Raw genomic sequence first — 2,500 nt, forward strand, 5'->3', positions numbered from 1 at the left:
GATGAGCATTGATCAATGAGAACGATCAAGCCAATCGAGCTATTAGTACCGGTAAGCTTCATGCGTTGCCGCACTTCCACACCCGGCCTATCAACGTGGTCGTCTTCCACGGCTCTGATAGGGAATACTCGTTTTCAGGTGGGTTTCCCGCTTAGATGCCTTCAGCGGTTATCCCGTCCATATGTAGCTACCCTGCTATGCCGTTGGCACGACAACAGGTCCACCAGAGATATGTCCATCCCGGTCCTCTCGTACTAGGGACAGATCCTGTCAATATTCCTACACCCACGGCAGATAGGGACCGAACTGTCTCACGACGTTCTGAACCCAGCTCACGTACCGCTTTAATTGGCGAACAGCCAAACCCTTGGGACCTGCTCCAGCCCCAGGATGCGATGAGCCGACATCGAGGTGCCAAACAACCCCGTCGATATGGACTCTTGGGGGTCATCAGCCTGTTATCCCCGGCGTACCTTTTATCCGTTGAGCGATGGCCCTTCCACGCGGGACCACCGGATCACTATGACCGACTTTCGTCTCTGCTCGACTTGTCAGTCTCGCAGTCAGGCGGGCTTATGCCATTGCACTCGACGACCGATTTCCGACCGGTCTGAGCCCACCATCGCGCGCCTCCGTTACTCTTTCGGAGGCGACCGCCCCAGTCAAACTACCCACCATACACTGTCCCGGATCCGGATAACGGACCGCGGTTAGACATCCATGACGATAAGGGTGGTATTTCAAGGATGGCTCCACAGAAACTGGCGTCCCTGCTTCAAAGCCTACCACCTATCCTACACATGCCGACACGAATGCCAGTGTAAAGCTATAGTAAAGGTGCACGGGGTCTTTCCGTCTGACCGCAGGAACCCCGCATCTTCACGGGGAATTCAATTTCACTGAGTCTATGTTGGAGACAGCGGGGAAGTCGTTACGCCATTCGTGCAGGTCGGAACTTACCCGACAAGGAATTTCGCTACCTTAGGACCGTTATAGTTACGGCCGCCGTTTACTGGGGCTTCGATTCAAAGCTTGCACCTCTCCTCTTAACCTTCCAGCACCGGGCAGGCGTCAGACCCTATACGTCGTCTTGCGACTTCGCAGAGCCCTGTGTTTTTGATAAACAGTCGCTACCCCCTGGTCTGTGCCACCCCAATATACTTGCGTAAATTGGGGTCACGCTTCTTCCGAAGTTACGCGTGCAATTTGCCGAGTTCCTTCAACATAGTTCTCTCAAGCGCCTTGGTATACTCTACCTGACCACCTGTGTCGGTTTCGGGTACGGTCTATACGGTGGAGCTATTTCCTGGAACCGCGTCCCTGCAAGATCAATCCAATAAGACCTTACAAGTTGAGCAATCCGTCACTACCACCAGGCCCACGAATATTAACGTGGTTCCCATCGACTACGCGTGTCCGCCTCGTCTTAGGGGCCGGCTAACCCTGCTCAGATTAACTTTAAGCAGGAACCCTTGGTCTTTCGGCGAGGGAGTCTCTCACTCCCTTTATCGTTACTCATGTCAACATTCGCACTTCCGATATCTCCAGGGCCCCTCACAGGTACCCCTTCACAGACTTACGGAACGCTCCGCTACCACGTGCATTGCTGCACATCCTCAGCTTCGGTGCATGGCTTCAGCCCCGTTACATTTTCGGCGCAAAGACCCTTATTTAGACCAGTGAGCTGTTACGCTTTCTTTAAATGATGGCTGCTTCTAAGCCAACATCCTGGTTGTTTTGGGATCCTCACATCCTTTCCCACTTAGCCATGACTTGGGGACCTTAGCTGGAGGTTAGGGTTGTTGCCCTTTTCACGACGGACGTTAGCACCCGCCGTGTGTCTGCCGAGTAGTACTCCCGGGTATTCGGAGTTTGGTTAGGATCAGTAAGACGGTGAGTCCCCATAGCCCATCCAGTGCTCTACCCCCCGGGGTATTCGCTCGACGCTCTACCTAAATAGATTTCGCGGAGAACCAGCTATTTCCGAGTTTGATTGGCCTTTCACCCCTAGCCACAAGTCATCCCAATCTATTGCAACAGATGCGGGTTCGGTCCTCCAGTTGGTGTTACCCAACCTTCAACCTGCTCATGGCTAGATCACTCGGTTTCGGGTCTAATGCAACAAACTCAATCGCCCTATTCAGACTCGCTTTCGCTTCGCCTACACCTACCGGCTTAAGCTTGCTTGTTACACTAAGTCGTTGACCCATTATACAAAAGGTACGCCGTCACCCTTGCGGGCTCCGACTGTTTGTAGGCATCCGGTTTCAGGTTCTATTTCACTCCCCTTGTCGGGGTGCTTTTCACCTTTCCCTCACGGTACTTGTTCGCTATCGGTCATGCACGAGTACTTAGGCTTGGAGAGTGGTCTCCCCATGTTCAGACAGGATTTCACGTGTCCCGCCCTACTCTAGGACAATCATGGTATCTACGCGTACGGGGCTATCACCCACTACGGCCAAGCTTTCCAGCTTGTTCCACTTTAACCACAATTGCCACT

At 53.2% G+C, this 2,500-nt stretch carries 1 rRNA gene (cut by a window edge); it reads right to left on the reverse strand.

Going from position 1 to position 2,500, the window contains the following annotated elements:
* Positions 1 to 21: 21 nt before the first annotated feature.
* Positions 22 to 2,500, reverse strand: a 23S ribosomal RNA gene (locus tag AB4Z25_RS21895); it runs 322 nt beyond the window's last position.

The sequence above is a fragment of the Rhizobium sp. RAF36 genome (assembly GCF_052114105.1).
Lineage (GTDB): Bacteria > Pseudomonadota > Alphaproteobacteria > Rhizobiales > Rhizobiaceae > Rhizobium.